Annotated in this window: 13 protein-coding genes; 10 read left to right on the forward strand and 3 right to left on the reverse strand. The window is 60.4% G+C overall.

Annotation, left to right across the window (positions count from 1 at the left end):
• The first annotated feature begins 67 nt into the window (after positions 1-67).
• From AC3IUF_RS19720 to AC3IUF_RS19755, 8 genes are all read left to right on the forward strand, one after another.
• Positions 68-1933, forward strand: a complete 1866-nt coding sequence (locus AC3IUF_RS19720) for an extracellular solute-binding protein (RefSeq protein ID WP_489279053.1) — start codon at positions 68-70, stop codon at positions 1931-1933.
• A gap of 1 nt (position 1934) precedes the next feature.
• Positions 1935-2999 carry a microcin C ABC transporter permease YejB gene (locus tag AC3IUF_RS19725; RefSeq protein WP_127929047.1) on the forward strand — a complete coding sequence of 355 codons (1065 nt, stop codon included), beginning with the start codon at positions 1935-1937 and terminating at the stop codon, positions 2997-2999.
• On the forward strand, positions 2999-4021 hold the full coding sequence (locus tag AC3IUF_RS19730; protein ID WP_095114278.1) for an ABC transporter permease: 1023 nt from the start codon (positions 2999-3001) through the stop codon (positions 4019-4021). The genes AC3IUF_RS19725 and AC3IUF_RS19730 overlap by 1 nt, the downstream gene beginning before the upstream one ends.
• A gap of 1 nt (position 4022) precedes the next feature.
• Complete coding sequence (locus AC3IUF_RS19735; protein ID WP_489279055.1) at positions 4023-5708, forward strand: ABC transporter ATP-binding protein; 1686 nt, start codon at positions 4023-4025, stop codon at positions 5706-5708.
• Positions 5709-5822: 114 nt separating this feature from the next.
• Entirely contained in the window at positions 5823-6344 is a 522-nt protein-coding gene (locus AC3IUF_RS19740) for a DUF3455 domain-containing protein (RefSeq protein WP_007918256.1), read from the forward strand.
• Between the two features lie 163 nt (positions 6345-6507).
• Entirely contained in the window at positions 6508-7041 is a 534-nt protein-coding gene (locus tag AC3IUF_RS19745) for a sigma-70 family RNA polymerase sigma factor (protein WP_007918254.1), read from the forward strand.
• Positions 7038-7730, forward strand: coding sequence for an anti-sigma factor (locus AC3IUF_RS19750; RefSeq protein ID WP_489279058.1), 693 nt, complete (start codon positions 7038-7040; stop codon positions 7728-7730). Before AC3IUF_RS19745 ends, AC3IUF_RS19750 begins: the two co-directional genes overlap by 4 nt.
• A gap of 132 nt (positions 7731-7862) precedes the next feature.
• On the forward strand, positions 7863-8303 hold the full coding sequence (locus AC3IUF_RS19755) for a phage infection protein (protein WP_489279060.1): 441 nt from the start codon (positions 7863-7865) through the stop codon (positions 8301-8303).
• A 71-nt stretch (positions 8304-8374) separates the two neighbouring features.
• Here the strand turns inward: AC3IUF_RS19755 and AC3IUF_RS19760 are convergent, their stop codons facing one another.
• The gene (locus AC3IUF_RS19760) at positions 8375-9466 is read right to left on the reverse strand and encodes a DUF1615 domain-containing protein (RefSeq protein ID WP_489279061.1); all 1092 of its coding nucleotides are present in this window, start codon (positions 9464-9466) and stop codon (positions 8375-8377) included.
• A gap of 267 nt (positions 9467-9733) precedes the next feature.
• Between AC3IUF_RS19760 and AC3IUF_RS19765 the strand changes: the two genes are divergently transcribed.
• Both AC3IUF_RS19765 and AC3IUF_RS19770 read left to right on the forward strand, forming a co-directional pair.
• Positions 9734-11938, forward strand: a complete 2205-nt coding sequence (locus tag AC3IUF_RS19765) for a TonB-dependent receptor (RefSeq protein WP_489279063.1) — start codon at positions 9734-9736, stop codon at positions 11936-11938.
• A gap of 659 nt (positions 11939-12597) precedes the next feature.
• Positions 12598-14133, forward strand: coding sequence for an FAD-dependent oxidoreductase (locus tag AC3IUF_RS19770; RefSeq protein ID WP_489279064.1), 1536 nt, complete (start codon positions 12598-12600; stop codon positions 14131-14133).
• Positions 14134-14261: 128 nt separating this feature from the next.
• On the opposite strand, the gene hemB is transcribed toward AC3IUF_RS19770, so the two are convergent.
• Both hemB and AC3IUF_RS19780 read right to left on the reverse strand, forming a co-directional pair.
• Entirely contained in the window at positions 14262-15236 is a 975-nt protein-coding gene (gene hemB / locus AC3IUF_RS19775; RefSeq protein WP_077573606.1) for a porphobilinogen synthase, read from the reverse strand.
• Positions 15237-15429: 193 nt separating this feature from the next.
• Positions 15430-16128, reverse strand: coding sequence for a glutathione binding-like protein (locus AC3IUF_RS19780; protein ID WP_095114269.1), 699 nt, complete (start codon positions 16126-16128; stop codon positions 15430-15432).
• Positions 16129-16406: the final 278 nt, after the last annotated feature.

The raw sequence follows: 16406 nt of genomic DNA on the forward strand, positions 1-16406 counted from the left end.
GCTATCGCTGGCAAGCCAACTCCCACATGGGGACCGGGTTTCTTCAGGGATTTTCAGGAGTGATTGCATGAGTTTTTTGCGCAACATGGCGGGCCTGCTTTTGGGCAGTGCGCTGCTGTGCACCGGCACCTCGGCGCTGGCCGCTGGCAGTTATGCGCTGACGGTGTACGGCGAGGCGCCGAAGTATCCGGCGAACTTCCAGCACTTTGATTTCGTCGATCCCAACGCGCCCAAGGGCGGTTCGCTCAGTCGCGCGTCGATGGAGATCGGCCAGTACAACTACATCAGCCCGTATGCCGATCAGGGCATTTCCGTGGTGCAGGTCAACGACTGGGTGTACTCGCCATTGACGTTTCGCTCGCTAGACGAGCCCTACACCGTTTACGCATTGGTCGCGCAGCAGATCGAGCGCGATCCCGAAGGTTTGTGGGTGCGTTTCACCCTCAATCCAAAAGCACGTTTCGCCGACGGTACGCCGATCACTGCCGAAGACGTGCGCTACACCTTCAACCTGCTGATGACCAAGGGCAGTCTGAGTTATCGGCAGCAATACGCCGACGTGCAGGACGTGCTGATCGAAGGCCCACGGCAGGTGCGCTTCACCTTCAAGAACAATCTCAACCGCACCCTCGCACTGGACTTGGCGACGATGCGCGTGGTCCCCGAGCACTGGTGGAAAACCCGCGACTTCGCCAATGGCGGCGGCTTCGAGCCACCGCTGGGCAGCGGCCCGTACCGGGTCAGCAAGGTCGACGCCGGGCGCAGCATCAGCTTCCAACGCGATCCGGACTGGTGGGGCAAGGACTTGCCGGTCAGTCGCGGCATGTACAACTTCGACACGCTCACGGTGAATTTCTACGGCGACACCGACGTCGCCCGGCAACTGTTGCAGGCCGGCGCGTTCGACTACAACCGCGAGTTCTCCTCGTCCGGTTACGTGGTCGGCTACGACAGCCCGGCACTGCGTGACGGTCGCTTGCAACAGTCGATTCTCGCCCCCGAGAAACCCACCGCCGCTCAGGGCTTCGTGTTCAACCTGCAGAACCCATTCTTCAAGGATCGCCGCGTGCGTCAGGCGATCAGCCTGCTGTGGGATTTCGAGTGGACCAACAAGCAGATGATGCGCGGCTTCTACGTGCGCCAGAACAGCTTCTGGCCGAAGAGTGAAATGGCCGCCACCGCGCTACCTGATGCCGAGGAACTGAAGATCCTCGAACCACTGCGCGGACAGATTCCCGACGAAGTTTTCACGACCGTGTATGAGGCACCGAAAACCGATGGCAGCGGCTACATCCGCGACAAACAACTGCAGGCGCTGAAGCTGCTCGCCGAGGCTGGCTGGACGCCGCAACACAATCGCCTGGTCAACGCTGCGGGTGAGCCGCTGGAGTTCACTTTCCTCGACGGTCAGGGCGGCTTCGATCGCATGCTCTTGCCGTTCAAACGCACCCTCGCGCAGATCGGCATCACCCTCAATCTGCGGCGGATCGATTCGGCGCAATACGTCAACCGCCTCAACGCCCGCGACTACGACATGATCGTCGTCGCTTTCCCGCGCAGCGGCGATCCGATCGTCTCTCCCGGCCGTGAGCTTTATAGCCTGTACGCCTCGCAAAGCGCCACGCAAGTTGGCAGTTCCAACTCGATGGTGCTGGCCAATCCGGCGGTCGATCAACTGATCGACGGGCTGGTCCAGGCCAACACCCGCGAAGCCATGGTGCATTACGCCCGCGCCCTCGACCGGGTGCTGCAATGGGGTTACTACATGATTCCCAACTACTACTCCAAAGGCACGCCGACGGTGTATCAGAACCGCTTCGGCATGCCGCCCGTGCAACCGGCGTACGACGAAGGCCTCAACACCTGGTGGGAGGTGTCGGCCAAGGCGCTGACCACGCAACAGATGCACACTCAGCTTGCGGGGGGCCAGTGACATGCTGCGTTATCTGAGTCGACGTTTGCTGCTGATCATCCCCACATTGCTGTGCATTCTGGTGGTGAATTTTCTGATTGTGCAGGCCGCGCCAGGTGGGCCGGTGGAGCAAGCCATCGCCCGCTTGCAGGGCTTCGGCGGGCACAGCATGGGCGGTGGTGGCGAGGTTGCGGCGGTTGGCGGTGCAGGCCGCAGCAGCCGTGGCCTCGACCCGGCGCTGATCGAAGAAATCAAACACCATTACGGCTTCGACAAACCCATGCACGAACGCCTGTGGCTGATGCTGAAAAACTACGCGCAGCTGGATCTGGGCAGCAGTTTCTTTCGCGGCGCCAAGGTCACCGATCTGATCGTGCAGAAGTTGCCGGTATCGCTGTCGCTGGGCTTGTGGGCGACGTTGATCACTTACCTGATTTCGATCCCGCTGGGCATTCGAAAAGCGATCAGGAACGGCAGCGCCTTCGATGTCTGGAGCAGCACGGCGATCATCATCGGCTATGCGATGCCGGCGTTCCTCTTTGCGATTCTGTTGATCGTGGTGTTCGCCGGCGGCAGCTACGTCAACTGGTTTCCGGTGCAGGGGCTGGTCTCGGATAACTTCGACAGCCTCAGCACGTTGGGCAAGGTCGGCGACTACCTCTGGCACTTGGTGCTGCCGGTGACGGCGTTGGTGATCGGCGGCTTTGCGACATTGACGATCCTGACCAAAAACAGCTTCCTCAACGAGATCAGCCGCCAGTACGTGATCACCGCGCGGGCCAAGGGTTTGACCGAGAGGCGCGTGCTCTACGGCCATGTGTTTCGCAACGCCATGCTGTTGGTGGTGGCCGGTGTGCCGTCAGCACTGATCGAGGTGTTTTTCGCCGGCTCCCTGCTGATCGAAACCATCTTCAACCTCGATGGCCTCGGGCGCATGAGCTATGAGGCGGCGGTGTCGCGGGATTACCCGGTGGTGTTCGGTGCGCTGTTCCTGTTCACCCTGTTCGGCCTGTTGATCAAGCTGATCGGCGATCTCTGCTACACCCTGCTCGACCCGCGCATCGACTTCTCGGCGAGGACTGCCTGATGTTCACACTTTCTCCTCTCGGCCAGCGTCGTGTTGCGCAGTTCAAGGCCAACCGGCGCGGACGCTGGTCGCTGTGGCTGTTTATCGGACTGTGCCTGATCTGCCTGGGCGGCGAGTTGATCGCCAACGACAAGCCGCTGGTGATTCGTTATCACGACGCTTTCTACTTTCCGATCCTCAGCGATTATCTGGAAACCGATTTCGGCGGCGAGTTGCCGTTTCAACCGGACTACGCCAGCAGTTACGTACACAAACTGATCGAGGATCAGGGCGGCTGGATGTTGTTTCCGCCGATCCCGTTCAGTTACGACACGGTCAATTACGATCTCAGCGAACCAGCGCCGAGTCCACCGTCAGCAAGCAATTGGCTGGGCACCGATGATCAGGCGCGCGATGTATTGGCGCGGGTGATTTTCGGCACGCGGATTTCGATTCTGTTTGCGCTGATCCTTACCGGCATCAGTGCGTTTATCGGCATCGTTGCCGGGGCATTGCAGGGTTATTACGGCGGCTGGGTCGACTTGCTCGGGCAACGGGTGCTGGAGATCTGGTCGGGGCTGCCGGTGCTGTACCTGCTGATTATTTTGTCCGGGTTTGTCTCGCCGAGTTTCTGGTGGTTGCTGGGGATCATGGCGCTGTTTTCCTGGCTGGCGCTGGTCGATGTGGTGCGCGCCGAGTTCCTCCGTGGGCGCAATCTGGAATACGTCAAAGCCGCGCGAGCGCTGGGTCTGACCGACAACGAACTGATGTGCCGGCATATTCTGCCCAACGCGATGACCTCCACCCTCACCTATCTGCCATTCATTCTGACTGGTGCGATTGCAACGCTGACTGCGCTGGATTTTCTTGGCTTCGGCATGCCGGCTGGCACCGCGTCGCTGGGCGAATTGATCGGTCAGGCCAAGCGCAACCTGCAAGCGCCGTGGCTAGGGCTGACGGCGTTTTTTGCCTTGGCACTGATTCTGTCCTTGTTGGTTTTTATTGGTGAGGCTTGCCGTGATGCATTCGATCCCCGGAGCTGAGATGAACGACAATTTGATCGAGATCCGCGATCTGCGCGTGGCCTTCGCCGGGCAAGAAGTGGTGCACGGTTTGAACCTGGATATTCGCCGTGGCGAATGTCTGGCACTGGTCGGTGAATCCGGCTCGGGCAAGTCGGTGACGGCGCATTCGATTCTGCGTTTATTGCCGGCCAAGAACGTCAGCAGCAGCGGCGCGATCCGCTACAACGGCGTGGATTTACTGCACGCCAGCGAGCAGCAGATGCGCGGTTTGCGCGGCAACCGCATTGCGATGATTTTTCAGGAGCCGATGACCTCGCTGAACCCGTTGCACACGGTGGAAAAGCAAGTCAGCGAAGTACTGGAGATTCACAAAGGCCTCAAGGGCCGCGCTGCCCGCGAACGGACTCTGGAGCTGCTGGAACTGGTCGGCATTCGCCAGCCGTTGCAGCGCTTGAAAGCCTATCCACATCAACTCTCCGGTGGTCAGCGGCAACGGGTGATGATCGCCATGGCGCTGGCCAATGAGCCGGAGCTGTTGATCGCCGATGAGCCGACCACGGCGCTCGACGTGACGGTACAGCAGAAGATTCTTGAGTTGTTGATCGAGTTGCAGCAACGCCTCGGCATGTCGCTGTTGCTGATCAGCCATGACCTCAATCTAGTGCGGCGCATCGCGCAACGGGTGTGCGTGATGCGCCATGGTGAAATCGTCGAGCAGGCGGATTGCGAAGCGTTGTTTCGCGCGCCGCAGCATCCTTACAGCCGCTTGTTGATCGAGGCTGAGCCGAGCGGTGGGCCGGTGCCGAGTGAGTATGATCACAACCTGCTCGAAGTTGATGATTTGAAGGTGTGGTTTCCGTTGCCCAAGGCGTTGTTCAGCCGCCAGCAGGATTACATCAAAGCGGTGGACGGCGTGAGTTTCACCCTGCAACGGGGCAAGACTTTGGGGATTGTCGGTGAGTCAGGTTCGGGTAAATCGACGCTGGGTCAGGCGATCCTGCGGTTGGTCGAGTCCGAGGGCAATATCCGTTTTGGTAACAAGCAACTGAGCTTGCTCAATCAACGTTTGATGCGGCCGTTGCGGCGGCAGATTCAAGTGGTGTTCCAGGACCCGTTCGGCAGCCTCAGCCCACGGATGTCAGTGCAGCAGATTATTGCCGAAGGCTTGCTGACTCACGGCATCGGCACCGAGGCCGAGCGTGAGGCGGCGGTGATTCGGGTGCTGGAGGAAGTCGGCCTCGACCCGCAGAGCCGCCATCGTTATCCCCACGAGTTTTCCGGCGGCCAGCGCCAGCGAATCTCCATCGCCCGGGCGCTGGTGCTGGAACCGGCGCTGATTCTGCTCGATGAGCCGACATCGGCGCTGGATCGTACGGTGCAGAAACAGGTGGTGGAGTTGTTGCGGCAATTGCAGATCAGGCATGGGCTGACCTATTTGTTTATCAGCCATGACCTGGCGGTGGTGCATGCGTTGGCGCATGACTTGATGGTGATCAAGGATGGCAAGGTGGTTGAGCAGGGTTCGTCGCGCGAGATTTTCGCCGCGCCCAAACACCCCTACACCCAAGAGCTCTTGAACGCCTCCGGCCTGAAGCCCGACACAAAACCCTGTGGGAGCTGGCTTGCCAGCGATGGCGCCGGGTCAGTCGACATCCCCTTCGCTGACCCACCGCTATCGCTGGCAAGCCAGCTCCCACAGGTATAGAAGTGGTCCAAAAAATATTTTTCAGGCACTGCATCCAAACACCTCCGCCACGGGTAGTCCTTGTAACAGCCCTCTTCGGCTGTCAGCGGTTTACCCTTTTCGGAGATAACACTGATGAACATCACCCAGCTGATTGGCCTCACCGGTTTGCTCGCCCTGTCCTCGACGACCTTCGCCCAAAGCAGCTATCCCGACGCGATCAAAGTCCCGGACGGCCACAAGATCGCGATGGAAACCACCGGCGTCGGTGAGATCACCTACGAATGCCGGGACAAAGCCAATGCGCCCGGGCAGACCGAGTGGACCTTCGTCGGCCCGAAAGCGGTGCTCAATGATCGCAGCGGCAAGCAGGTCGGCACCTACTTTGGCCCGCCGGCTACCTGGCAGGCCAAGGACGGTTCGAAAGTCACCGGCACGCAATTGGCCGTGGCGCCGTCCAGCCCGGGCAACCTGCCCTATCAACTGGTCAAGGCCAATCCGGCCGAAGGCAAAGGCGCGATGAGCGGCGTGAGTTACATCCAGCGCGTCGCACTCAAGGGCGGCGTAGCGCCGGGCAGTGAATGCACGGCGGCGAACAAGGGCAAGCAGGAAGTGGTGAAGTATCAGGCCGATTACATTTTCTGGGCGGCGAACTGATTCCCGGATTTACCGCCCCCCCTGTAGGAGTGGGCCTGCTCGCGATAGCGGAGTGTCAGCCAACATTTGCATCACTGACACACCGCTATCGCGAGCAGGCGAAGGCCTACAAGGGGAATCATGTGTTCTGGATGTTTGCGGAATGTGAGCTAGATTGCACGACATGCCTTTAGCCGAATCCGCGTTCGATTACGAAGCCCGCCTCGCTGCCTGTGCCCGTGGCGAGCGTGCGGCCCTGCGCGATTTGTATGTGCAGGAAGGCCCGCGTCTGCTCGGTGTGGCCAAGCGTCTGGTGCGCGATACGGCGCTGGCGGAGGACATCGTTCATGAGGCGTTCATCAAGATCTGGAACGGCGCGGCGGGGTTTGACCCGGCACGCGGTTCGGCGCGGGGCTGGATGTTCACGGTGACGCGGCATCTGGCGCTGAATCTGCTACGCGATCAGGGCCGGGAAACACCATTCGACGAAGCCCACGAAGTGGCTGCAGACGATGACGGCTTCGACGCCCAAGTTCATTCGGCGCGTATCCACCGTTGCCTTGAGCAACTGGAGCCGCAACGCCGCCACTGCATCCTGCATGCCTATGTCGACGGCTACAGCCACGCGCAAATTGCCGCGCGCCTCGACACGCCGCTGGGCACGGTCAAAGCGTGGATCAAACGCAGCCTCAACGCCTTGCGGGAGTGCATGGGATGACCAGCGAATCAGCGCAAGACCGCGATGAACTGGCCGGCGAATATGTGCTCGGCACGCTTTCTTTTGAACAGCGGATCGAGGTGCAACGACGCTTGCCCAACGAACCCGAATTGCGTGCAGCGGTGGATGCCTGGGAGCGGCGCCTGCTGGAGTTGACTGATCTTGCCCCCTCGCAGCAACCGTCTGCGTTGTTGTGGCCGCGCATCGAACGCAGCCTCGACCGACTCACGGCAAAAGCGCCGTCGACTTCATGGTGGAACCTGCTGCCACTCTGGCGCGGGTTGAGTGCTATCGGATTGGCCGCCACGTTGATTTTGGGTTCGATCCTGTTGACCCAGACCACGCCGAAACCAAGCTTTCTGGTGGTGCTGGTCGCGCCGCAGGACAAGGCCCCGGGCTGGGTGATCCAGGCGAGCAATTCGCATGAGATTCAGCTGATTCCGCTCGGCGTGGTTGAGGTGCCGGCGGACAAGGCCCTGGAATTCTGGACCAAGGCTGACGGCTGGCAAGGGCCGGTTTCGCTGGGACTGGTCAAACCCGGGCAGGCCTTGTCGGTGCCGCTGGACAAGTTGCCGCCGCTGCAACCCAATCAGTTGTTCGAGCTGACACTTGAGGGTGCCAATGGCTCGCCGATCGGCAAACCGACCGGGCCGATTCAGGCGATCGGGCGTGCGGTGAAGGTGCTGTAAGGCTCTGATCTGCGGCTTCTGGCGACCATCATCGACATCGATGTTCACCATCACGGCAATGAAGTTCTCATAAAAAATCTCCGGCGTAACATCGGCTCCATACCAACCAACAACACCCCGGAGCACACCATCATGAAACGCCAAACCCTTCTCGGCATCGCTTTCTCGATCTTCGCTATCAACGCTTTCGCCGCCACCCCGGCCCACACCATGATCGCCGAAGGCGGCTCGGACAAACTGATCGAAAGCCGTTTGGCTGAAGGTGGTTCGGATCGTCTGATTGAACGTCGCGTTGCTGAAGGTGGTTCTGATCGTCTGCTCGAACGCCGCGTTGCTGAAGGTGGTTCGGATCGTCTGCTGGAACGCCGCGTTGCTGAAGGTGGCTCGGATCGTCTGCTGGAACGTCGCGTTGCCGAAGGTGGCGCTGATCGTCTGCTGGAACGCCGCGTCGCCGAAGGTGGTTCGGATCGTCTGCTGGAACGCCGCGTCGCCGAAGGTGGCTCGGATCGTCTGCTCGAACGCCGCGTCGCCGAAGGTGGTTCGGATCGTCTGCTCGAACGCCGCGTTGCCTGAATGCATGGCTGCAAACGCAACAACCCAGAGAAACCCGGCTCCCTTGGCCGGGTTTTTTATGTCTGTGTGTTTTAGCCGGCCTTGGCCATGCAGCGCTTGTAGCGCTCATCCACGCGTTTGGCGAACCAGGCCGTCGTGAGCTTGCGGGTGATCTTCGGACTCTGCAGCACGATCCCCGGTAACACCGCACGCGGCAGCTTTTTCCCCTCCGCTTGCTCCGCCAGTTCGAACACCCGCTGATAGAGTTTGGTCTCTTCGAATTCCAGGGTTTTGCCCTTCTCCAGTTGATCGCGAATGGTCGGGTTGCGCATGCCCAGCGACTTGCCGAGAGTGCGTACCGCCAGTTCCGTGCCGCCGGGCATGATCGAGTCGTAGCGGATCAGGTCGCCATCCAGCGCCAGTGGAATGCCCGAGGCGCGACTGACCGCATTCTGAAACGCAGCATTGCGACTGGCGTACCAACCGGCGTTGAAGTCGGCAAACCGATACAGCGGCTCGCGATAACTCACCGGATAACCGAGCAAATGCGCGATACCGAAATACATGCCACCACGGCGGCTGAACACTTCACGGCGGATCGTGCCGTCCACCGGGTACGGATAATCCTTGGCGTGTTGCTCGGCAAATTCGATGCTGACCTGCATCGGCCCGCCGGTGTGCACCGGGTTGAAGCCGCCGAACAGCGTGCGGCCCATCGGCACCCGACCGATGAAGTCGTCGAAAATGCCACTGAGTTCTTTCTCACTGCGTGCCGCATTCAGGCGTTCGCTGTAGGTCTTGCCGTTGGTTGAACGCACTTGCAGAGCGCCGCTGACCAACAGGCTGGGAATATGCACTTTGGCGGCGCGGCGATCGATTTCGTCGCGGGCGATTTTGCCCAGGCCCGGCACAGTAGGGTCGGCCTGGAAGGTGGATTCCTGCTCGGCGACGGCCAGTACCGAACACAGATTCTGCGTGGTCGGGCTGATGTTTTGCGCGGCAAATGCGGCGTAGATATCGGTGGCCCAGCCTTGCCGATCGGCCGTCTTGGCCGGCATCAGCCGCACAATCTCGGCCTTCACTTCGGCAGGCGCACGCGGCACCGGCTCCTGGCTGCGCTGCCCCGCGCAACCGGCGAGCACCAGCAGTGCGGCGAGCGTGATCGGTAATCGGAAGTTGTGCATGTAACTTCATCCAGTCCGTTGTGCCGGGTTCACCATACGTTCAATGGTTGGCGCAGGCTAGGACTGCGCTGATCTGGCCCTGTTCCCTTGATGTTCATTTCCCTGCGCCGCCAAGTGCCCCGAAATAGAGCTTCCAACGGCTGATGACAAACTGATTGCAAAACGTTACTGAGAAAATCTATCATTTGCACCTGGAGTCGCATTTGCGCAAGGAGTTCCCGCGCCGCCCTTATTTTTCTCACCGGCCGTGCGCCTCCAGGTATCTACATGCCCGCTTCAGCTCGACTCGCCGTCCCGTTTCGCCCGACGCTTCTCGCCCTGCTGTGCTCCCTGACTGTCACCGCTTACGCCGCCGAAGGCGATACCAAAGCGCTGGTGCTGGACGACGTCAACGTCAATGCCCAGGCCCCGACACCCGGTGCCCTGCCTCCGGTCTACTCCGGCGGACAAGTTGCCCGCGGTGGGCAGCTCGGCGTGCTGGGCAATCAGGACATGATGGACGTGCCGTTCAGCGCCGCGTCCTACACCGAACAATTGATTCAGGATCAGCAGGCCGAAAACGTCGCCGACGTGCTGCTCAACGATTCGTCGGTACGTCAGGCCTCGGGTTTCTCCAACCAGGCGCAGGTCTTCATGATTCGCGGCCTGCCGCTGAACGGCGACGACATTTCCTATAACGGCCTGTACGGCGTGTTGCCACGGCAGATCATTTCCACCGACGCCCTTGAGCGCGTGGAAGTGTTCAAAGGCCCGAACGCCTTTATCAACGGCGTGACCCCGACCGGCTCCGGCATTGGCGGTGGCGTCAACCTGCAACCGAAGCGCGCCGGCGACGTGCCGTTGCGTCGCTACACCACCGACATCAACAGCGAAGGCCGTATCGGTCATCACTTCGACATCGGCCAGCGTTTCGGTGAAGACAACCGCTTCGGCGCCCGGATCAACCTGTCCCAGCGCGAAGGCGACACCGGTATCGATCACGAGAACCAGCGCTCGAAACTGTTCGCCATCGGCCTCGACTATCGCGGCGATGCCCTGCGCATTTCCGGCGACTTCGCCTACCAGAAAGAACGCGTCAACGGTGGCCGCAACTCGGTCAACCTCGGCACCGCCACACACATTCCGGACGCGCCGTCGGCCGATACCAACTATGCGCCGAAGTGGGGCTACACCGACATCGAAGACACCTTCGGCATGCTCCGCGCCGAGTACGACCTGAACGACAACTGGACCGCCTACGCGGCCGGCGGCGCCAAGCACACCCGCGAAGTCGGGCGCTACAACTCGACCACGCTGGTCGGCAACAGCGGCGCTTCGTTCACCACCGGCTCGTTCATTCCCCATGACGAAGACAACACCAGTGTGATGGCTGGCCTCAACGGTAAACTCAACACCGGCCCGGTCAGCCACAAACTCAATTTCGGCCTGACCGGCATCTGGGCCGAACAGCGCAGCGCCTATGACTTCGACCTGACCCAGTACGCCAACAATATCTATCACCCGGTGCAAACCCCGTCGCCAGTGGGCAATTTTGCCGGCGGCGACTTGAATGATCCGGGCATCGTCGGCAAGACCTTCAACCGCAGCATTGCGATTTCCGACACCCTCGGTTTCTTCGACGATCGCCTGCTGGTCACCGCCGGCCTGCGTCGCCAACAACTGGTGGTGCAAGGTTACAACTATGCCAGTTGGGGCAGCGGCGATCGCAAGTCGAGCTACGACGAATCGATCACCACGCCGGTGTACGGCGTGGTGTTCAAACCGTGGGAACACGTGTCGTTCTACGCCAACCACATCGAAGGCTTGGCCCAGGGCCCGACCTCGCCGACCAGTTCTGGCGGATTCCGTGTGACCAACGGCAACGAAGTCTATGCACCGGCACGCTCCAAGCAGACCGAAGTCGGGGTGAAAGTCGACATGGGCACTTACGGCGCCAGCCTGGGTGTTTATCGCATCGAACAGCCGAGCGATGGTTACTGCGAAATCGACAGCGCCACTACCTGCACCTACGTGCGTGAAGGCGAGCAGATCAACAAAGGTGTGGAAATGAACGTGTTCGGCGAGCCGATCCAGGGCCTGCGCCTGATCAGCGGCCTGACCCTGATGGACACAGAGCTGAAGAACACCCTCAACGGTGCCAACGACGGCAACCGTGCGATCGGCGTGCCGACCTTCCAGTTCAACGCCGGCGCTGACTGGGATGTACCCGGTCTGCAGGGCGTAGCGCTGAATGCGCGGATGCTGCGTACTGGCGGCCAGTACGCCGATGCGGCGAACAATCTGAGCCTGCCGACCTGGAACCGTTTCGATGCGGGTGCGCGTTATGCGTTCAAGGTGTCGGAGAAAGACGTGACCGTGCGTCTGGGTGTGGAGAACCTGGCGAACAAGAAGTACTGGGAATCGGCTCAGGGTGGGTATCTGACTCAGGGTGAGCCGCGGGTGGCGAAGCTGTCCGGCACCATTGATTTCTAAGCTTGAAAAGCCCCTCACCCTAGCCCTCTCCCGGAGGGAGAGGGGACTGACCGAGGTGTTCTTTCGAGTTACGCCGACGTGTGCCACCAAGTCGAACTCAGGTTTTGAAAGGCACCCAAATCGGCTCCCTTTCCCCTCGCCTTTTAGAGGAGAGGGGACTGACCGAGGTGTTCTTTCGAGTTACGCCGACGTGTGCCACCGAGTCGAACTCAGGTTTTGAAAGGCACCCAAATCGGCTCCCTTTCCCCTCGCCTTTTAGAGGAGAGGGGACTGACCGGGGTGTTCTTTCGAGTTACGCCGACGTGTGCCACCAAGTCGAACTCAGGTTTTGAAAGGCACCCAAATCGGCTCCCTTTCCCCTCGCCTTTTAGAGGAGAGGGGACTGACCGAGGTGTTCTTTCGAGTTACGCCGACGTGTGCCACCAAGTCGAACTCAGGTTCTGAAAAGCCCCCAATCGGCTCCCTTTCCCCCTCGCCCCCTTTGGGGGAGAGGGCTGGGGTGAGGGGGTAAATTTCACTGTCACCAAAATCTCCTGCCGAACACCCGAAAAAAGGCCCCACAGCCCCACCGCTGCGGGGCCTTTCTCCGTCTGGCCGATCAACTGGCCACCCGCTCCTGCTGATCCATACTTGCTGCACAGCAAACGGAGGACAGGCCCATGAACCGCAGCGACGTCCTGATCATCGGCGCCGGCCCGACCGGGCTGGTGCTGGCCCTGTGGCTGAGCAAACTCGGCGTACGCGTGCGCATCATCGATAAAACCTCCGCGCCCGGCACCACTTCGCGAGCGTTGGCGGTGCAGGCGCGCACCCTTGAGTTGTACCGGCAACTGGACCTCGCCGACACTATTGTGCGCAACGGCCATCGGGTGGCGGCGGCGAATTTCTGGGTCAACGGCAAACCGGTCGCGCAACTGCCGCTGAACCGTATCGGCGAAGGCCTGACGCCCTACGCCTTCGTCGAAATCTTCCCGCAGGATGAACATGAACGGCTGCTGATCGAGCGTCTCGAAGACTACGGCGTCACGGTCGAACGCAACACCACGCTGGACAGTTTCGAGGAAACCGGCGATGGCCTCACCGCGCATCTGCGCCTGCCCGATGGCGAACAGGAAATCTGCCAGGCCTGTTATCTGGCCGGCTGTGACGGCGCCCGCTCAGTCGTGCGCAAAACCCTCGACACTGGTTTCCCCGGCGGCACCTATCAGCAGATTTTCTACGTGGCAGATGTCAAGGCCAGCGGCCCGGCGATGAACGGCGAGTTGCATCTGGATCTGGATGAAGCGGACTTTCTCGCCGTGTTTCCTCTCGCCGGCGAAGGCCGCGCAAGGCTGATCGGCACCGTGCGTGACGAACGTGCGGATCGCGCCGAAACCCTGGAATTTTCTGATGTCAGCAGCCGTGCCATCGAACACCTGAAAGTGCATATCGAAGATGTCCATTGGTTCTCGACCTACCGCGTGCATCACCGCGTGGCTGAGCACTTTCGCAGTGGCCGCGCGTTTCTGCTCGGCGATGCCGCGCATGTGCACAGCCCGGCGGGCGGTCAGGGCATGAACACCGGCATCGGCGACGCGATCAATCTGGCGTGGAAACTTGCCGCAGTGCTCAGCGGCGCCGCTGAACCGAGCCTGCTCGACAGCTACGAAACCGAACGCAAGGCCTTCGCCCGTCGACTGGTGTCGACCACCGACAAAGTCTTCAGTTTCGTCACCGCCGAGGGGCGCATGGCCGATCTGCTGCGCATGCGTGTGGCACCGTTTCTGATCCCGAAAATGGCCTCGTTCGAGGCCAGTCGCGAGTTCCTTTTTCGCACCGTTTCGCAGGTCACCCTCAACTATCGCGGCATGCCTCTGAGTCAGGGCGCGGCCGGCCATGTGCACGGCGGCGACCGCTTGCCGTGGGCGCATGATGGTGAGGGAGATAATTACGAACCGCTGAGACAGCCGTGCTGGCAGGTGCATGTGTACGGCGACACCAGCGACGAAATGATCTCCTGGTGCCACGAACATCATTTGCCGCTGCATGTGTTCGACTGGCGCCCGGCGTTTGAAACGGCGGGGTTGGGGCGTAACGGTTTTTATCTGCTACGCCCGGATACCTATGTGGCGATTGCCGAAAACAGCGCGGATCCGAAGGTGATTGAACGCTACTTCCGCGATCACGGCATCCGGCCGTTCTTTGCCTGCCTCTGACCCAAGGAAACCACAAGAACCTGTGGGAGCTGGCTTGCCAGCGATGGCGTCAGCACAGTCAAAATCAATGTTGACTGATGCGCCGCTATCGCTGGCAAGCCAGCTCCCACAGGGTTGTGCGTTGGTCTTTAGATCCCGGCCAGTGCCAGATCCATCGCAAAGTAAGTGAAGATCAAATCAGCGCCTGCACGCTTGATCGCGCCCAGGCTTTCGCGCACCACACGATCCTCATCGATCGCCCCGGCCTGCGCGCCGAACTTGATCATCGCGTATTCGCCACTGACCTGATACGCCGCCAGCGGCAGGTTCGAGGCCTCACGAATGTCGCGGATGATGTCGAGGTAAGCGCCGGCCGGTTTGACCATCAGCGCATCGGCGCCTTCCTGCTCGTCGAGCAGCGATTCGCGCAGGGCTTCGCGGCGGTTCATCGGGTTCATCTGGTAGCTTTTGCGGTCGCCCTTCAGCGCACTGCCGCCGGCCTCGCGGAACGGACCGTAAAGCGCCGAGGCAAATTTGGTCGAATAGGCCATGATCGGAATTTGAGTAAATCCGGCCGCATCCAGGGCCTGGCGAATCGCCCGCACCTGACCATCCATCGCTGCCGACGGCGCGATCACGTCCGCACCGGCGCGGGCCGCCGCCACGGCTTGTTTGCCGAGGTTGATCAGGGTCTGGTCGTTGTCGACTTCATGGTTGTGCATCACGCCGCAGTGGCCGTGATCGGTGTATTCGCAGAAGCAGGTGTCGGACATCACGATCATTTCCGGCACGGCATCTTTGGCAATGCGCGACATGCGCGAGACCAGACCGTCTTCGCGCCAGGTGTCGCTGCCGTTGCTGTCCAGATGGTGGGACACGCCGAAGGTCATCACCGACTTGACGCCGGCACGGGCATAGCGCTCGATTTCGCTGGCCAGTTTGCGCTCGGGAATGCGCATCACCCCGGGCATGCTGTTGATCGGCACGAAGTCGTCGATTTCTTCTTCAACGAAAATCGGCAGGACCAGATCGTTCAGGCTGAATTCGGTTTCCTGGAACAGGCTGCGCAGGCTCGCATTGCGGCGCAGACGGCGGGGACGTGCTTCGGGGAACTGACTGGACATGAGGGCCTTTCCTGAAAACGGCAGATGAGACGAAAGTCGTAGGGGGCGAAGCTTATGCCTTGCGGGGGTTGGGGTACAAACCTGGATCAATCAAGAGTGCATTACTGGGGGTGTAACAATCTTTCAGAACACTGTAACTCCCTGTGGGAGCTGGCTTGCCAGCTCCCACAGGGTTATGTGTGTAGTCCGAAAATTACGAGGGAATGGTCAGGCCGCGAATGACTGCCGGACGCGCGAGGAAACGCTCAAGCACACGGGTGACATTCGGGAAATTGCTGATGCCAACCAGATCACCGGCCTCATAAAATCCGATCAAATTACGCACCCACGGAAATGTGGCGATATCGGCAATGGTATAGCGCTCGCCCATGATCCAGTCACGGCCCTCGAGCCGGCCGTCGAGCACCTTGAGCAGGCGTTTGCTTTCGTCGACATAACGATCACGCGGACGCTTGTCTTCGTAATCCTTGCCGGCGAATTTGTTGAAGAAACCCAACTGGCCGAACATCGGACCGATACCACCCATCTGGAACATCAACCACTGGATGGTCTCGTAACGCAGCGCGCCTTCCTGCGCCAGCAACTGACCGCTTTTGTCGGCCAGATAAATCAGGATCGCACCGGATTCGAACAGCGGCAGCGGCTGATCATCAGGGCCGTGCGGATCGAGGATCGCCGGAATCTTGTTGTTCGGATTCAGCGACAGGAACTCGGCGGACAGTTGATCATTGCTGTCGAAAGCGACCTTGTGCGGTTCGTACGGCAGGCCGATTTCCTCAAGCATGATCGAGACTTTGACGCCGTTGGGCGTCGGCAAGGAATAGAGCTGAATCCAGTCAGGGTACTGCGCCGGCCATTTCTGGGTGATCGGGAACGCGGACAGATCGGTCATGGGAAGCATCCAGTCACAAATTAAAGCCTGATCATAATGTAGGCGCTGCGCAGGCTGCGATCTTTTGATCTTGAGGCTTTGCAGTCTGCAAAACGATCGCAGCCTTCGGAGCGCCTACATGAACCCGTAACATCCTGTCGCTAACCTGCGGCCAGACCGTTGAAGGTTGCCGTTAGAGTGCTGCGCACTCTGACGATCGAACCAAACGGCCCTCAGGGGACTCTGAGCTATGCGTTTGTTGCAGAGGAAGCCGTTCACGACAGGGAAAACACCCGGTG

This window comes from Pseudomonas sp. KH_040 (assembly GCF_057839305.1).

What these genes read in the sequence shown, in the direction of transcription:
- AC3IUF_RS19750 (WP_489279058.1), top strand. Translation starts at nt 7,038, where the DNA reads ATGACCAGCGAATCAGCGCAAGACCGCGATGAACTGGCCGGCGAATAT.
- AC3IUF_RS19760 (WP_489279061.1), bottom strand. Translation starts at nt 9,466, where the DNA reads ATGCACAACTTCCGATTACCGATCACGCTCGCCGCACTGCTGGTGCTC.
- AC3IUF_RS19745 (WP_007918254.1), top strand. Translation starts at nt 6,508, where the DNA reads ATGCCTTTAGCCGAATCCGCGTTCGATTACGAAGCCCGCCTCGCTGCC.
- AC3IUF_RS19720 (WP_489279053.1), top strand. Translation starts at nt 68, where the DNA reads ATGAGTTTTTTGCGCAACATGGCGGGCCTGCTTTTGGGCAGTGCGCTG.
- AC3IUF_RS19730 (WP_095114278.1), top strand. Translation starts at nt 2,999, where the DNA reads ATGTTCACACTTTCTCCTCTCGGCCAGCGTCGTGTTGCGCAGTTCAAG.
- AC3IUF_RS19770 (WP_489279064.1), top strand. Translation starts at nt 12,598, where the DNA reads ATGAACCGCAGCGACGTCCTGATCATCGGCGCCGGCCCGACCGGGCTG.
- AC3IUF_RS19735 (WP_489279055.1), top strand. Translation starts at nt 4,023, where the DNA reads ATGAACGACAATTTGATCGAGATCCGCGATCTGCGCGTGGCCTTCGCC.
- AC3IUF_RS19780 (WP_095114269.1), bottom strand. Translation starts at nt 16,128, where the DNA reads ATGACCGATCTGTCCGCGTTCCCGATCACCCAGAAATGGCCGGCGCAG.
- AC3IUF_RS19765 (WP_489279063.1), top strand. Translation starts at nt 9,734, where the DNA reads ATGCCCGCTTCAGCTCGACTCGCCGTCCCGTTTCGCCCGACGCTTCTC.
- AC3IUF_RS19740 (WP_007918256.1), top strand. Translation starts at nt 5,823, where the DNA reads ATGAACATCACCCAGCTGATTGGCCTCACCGGTTTGCTCGCCCTGTCC.
- AC3IUF_RS19725 (WP_127929047.1), top strand. Translation starts at nt 1,935, where the DNA reads ATGCTGCGTTATCTGAGTCGACGTTTGCTGCTGATCATCCCCACATTG.
- AC3IUF_RS19755 (WP_489279060.1), top strand. Translation starts at nt 7,863, where the DNA reads ATGAAACGCCAAACCCTTCTCGGCATCGCTTTCTCGATCTTCGCTATC.
- hemB (WP_077573606.1), bottom strand. Translation starts at nt 15,236, where the DNA reads ATGTCCAGTCAGTTCCCCGAAGCACGTCCCCGCCGTCTGCGCCGCAAT.